This window comes from Microcystis sp. M53603_WE2 (assembly GCF_030065435.1).
The window spans coordinates 1-1,392 of the sequence record NZ_JASJFF010000891.1; the positions used below are offsets into that span (position 1 = coordinate 1).

The following is a 1,392-nucleotide window of genomic DNA, read 5'->3' on the forward strand; positions in this document are numbered from 1 at the left end:
AACTCGATTGTCTATCTTTTGGTATTAACCTGTTGATGCCTTAAGTCCTTCCCTATATGGATTTCAGCTACTTTTGAGCGTAGGCGCTCTCATCGAATTTTATTTTAAGTTAATTATTTGCATAACAATTCCCGAAGAGCCAAATTTCTCAGGGTTCATGCTCTTTTTCTTCGCCATATAAATATTTATCTAGATTTTCTGACCAATCTGAGAGGCCGTCTAGTTGTAATGATTCTGCTGTCTCTAAAAAAGAAATGAGTTCATTATTTTCATCCGATAAGTTATCAACAATAATGCGGACACGAGTATTAGCCTTCAATGTAACGGGTTGCTCTGGATGAAAGACCTTTCCGTCAAATAATGCGTTAATAGAATTAAGCATGATCTGTTGGTGAAATGATTTTTACTTGAAATATCTATATTATAAATGTAACACACCAAATTGATTGTTATTCGCTGTCATCTTGTTGGTTAAACTTTAAAGCTGCCGCTTGGGATAGGAACGCAAAGGGCGATCGCTTTTTGATGAGGAGGAGGGGCGATCGCTTTTGGAGAGGAGGAGAAGCGATCTTGTAGGTTAAGTTGAGGTGACGAAACCCAACATTACCTTTTTCCCAAATTACCACCCAATATCTGAGTTATAATTAATACCATCAATTCTACACCTTAATCAAATAATTTAACTTATGTGGTTCTTCGGTTTGTGTTATGCAATGGAGGGGGGTTATAAGGGATGAAACCCTTATATAGAAAGACATTGCTTCGATTGTTCCCAATTGTTTTCGATCTAGAACGAGCTAATCAATTAAGTCTCTTGCCGGATAAGGATTTAGTCGATTTATGCCCCCTGATCGAATCATACCAAGTAACGAAGAGCCAAATTACTCAAAATTTCGGGAGTTAAGCCTCTAGCTTGTGCTTTCCGACTGATATCACTCATAACAGCCTCTAGTGGGCGGCGTTTTCTAGCAAATTCTTTCAACCTCAAACTAAGAAGAGCATCAAGCTTTTGGCGATCAGCAAATATAGCTGATTCATAAATTTCGGCCGATTCCGCGTCAACACGAATTTTAATCTCTCTAACTTCCATAGGTTTTACATACCAAAGAATGTTTCTAAACTATTTAAAACTCTCTCTGACTATATACTAGACGAATTTTTCCAGATAATACCCCCAATTAAGATTTTATTGAGAATTCATTCTCGCACCTCTAGAAGTTTAAACCATGTCACTCGCTGAGTTAATTCCTCTGGTCAACAATCTGAGCCAGTCAGACAAATTATCACTCTTCAAACTCCTGGCCACACAAATCCCAGACGCTGAACTACAATTCATCTTCTCCGCATCAGAGTACCCAATTTGGTCGCCCTACGACGCAACGGCAGCTGCAA

General features: G+C 38.6%; 3 protein-coding genes. 1 reads left to right on the forward strand and 2 read right to left on the reverse strand.

What is annotated here, in order from left to right; translation table 11 throughout:
• Positions 1–148 precede the first annotated feature (148 nt).
• Together PX481_RS18945 and PX481_RS18950 are read right to left on the reverse strand one after the other, a co-directional pair.
• Positions 149–382 (reverse strand): hypothetical protein, encoded by a 234-nt coding sequence (locus PX481_RS18945; protein WP_002757450.1) that lies wholly within the window; start codon positions 380–382, stop codon positions 149–151.
• A gap of 67 nt (positions 383–449) precedes the next feature.
• Complete coding sequence (locus PX481_RS18950) at positions 450–626, reverse strand: hypothetical protein (protein ID WP_155120358.1); 177 nt, start codon at positions 624–626, stop codon at positions 450–452.
• Positions 627–766: 140 nt separating this feature from the next.
• On the opposite strand from PX481_RS18950, the gene PX481_RS18955 reads away from it, so the two are divergent.
• Positions 767–904: a hypothetical protein gene (locus PX481_RS18955; RefSeq protein ID WP_288095445.1), complete on the forward strand. Its 138-nt coding sequence runs from the start codon at positions 767–769 to the stop codon at positions 902–904.
• Positions 905–1,392: the final 488 nt, after the last annotated feature.